The 319-nt window shown below is 45.8% G+C and carries 1 protein-coding gene; it reads right to left on the reverse strand.

Annotation, left to right across the window (positions count from 1 at the left end):
• Positions 1-319 (reverse strand): hypothetical protein (locus KMS84_RS39655; protein ID WP_256921505.1); only part of this gene is annotated, 319 nt, incomplete at both ends.

The raw sequence follows: 319 nt of genomic DNA on the forward strand, positions 1-319 counted from the left end.
GTCCTCAGCAAAACTCTCGTTGACTATGGTCAGCGTTTTTTGTGTCTGGCCTAACGCATCACGCATTTGCGGCAGTACCTGTCCATTAACCTGCTGCAACGTCTTACGCATTTCTACTAAGTTGTTATTGAGGTTACCTGCAATCTGCTCGAACGGAACTTTACTGATTTTTTCCACGATACGCTGAACCTGGTCCTGCAGTTTGTCTAAACTGCCAGGAACTGTTGGCATTTCCATAGGACGAGCGGCTAAATTAAAATGTACGGGCTGAGCATTTGGGACGAAATCAAGTGCAATATAAAGTTGGCCCGTCAACAAG

This window comes from Streptomyces hilarionis (assembly GCF_024539675.1).
In the GTDB taxonomy this organism is placed as follows: domain Bacteria; phylum Actinomycetota; class Actinomycetes; order Streptomycetales; family Streptomycetaceae; genus Streptomyces; species Streptomyces hilarionis.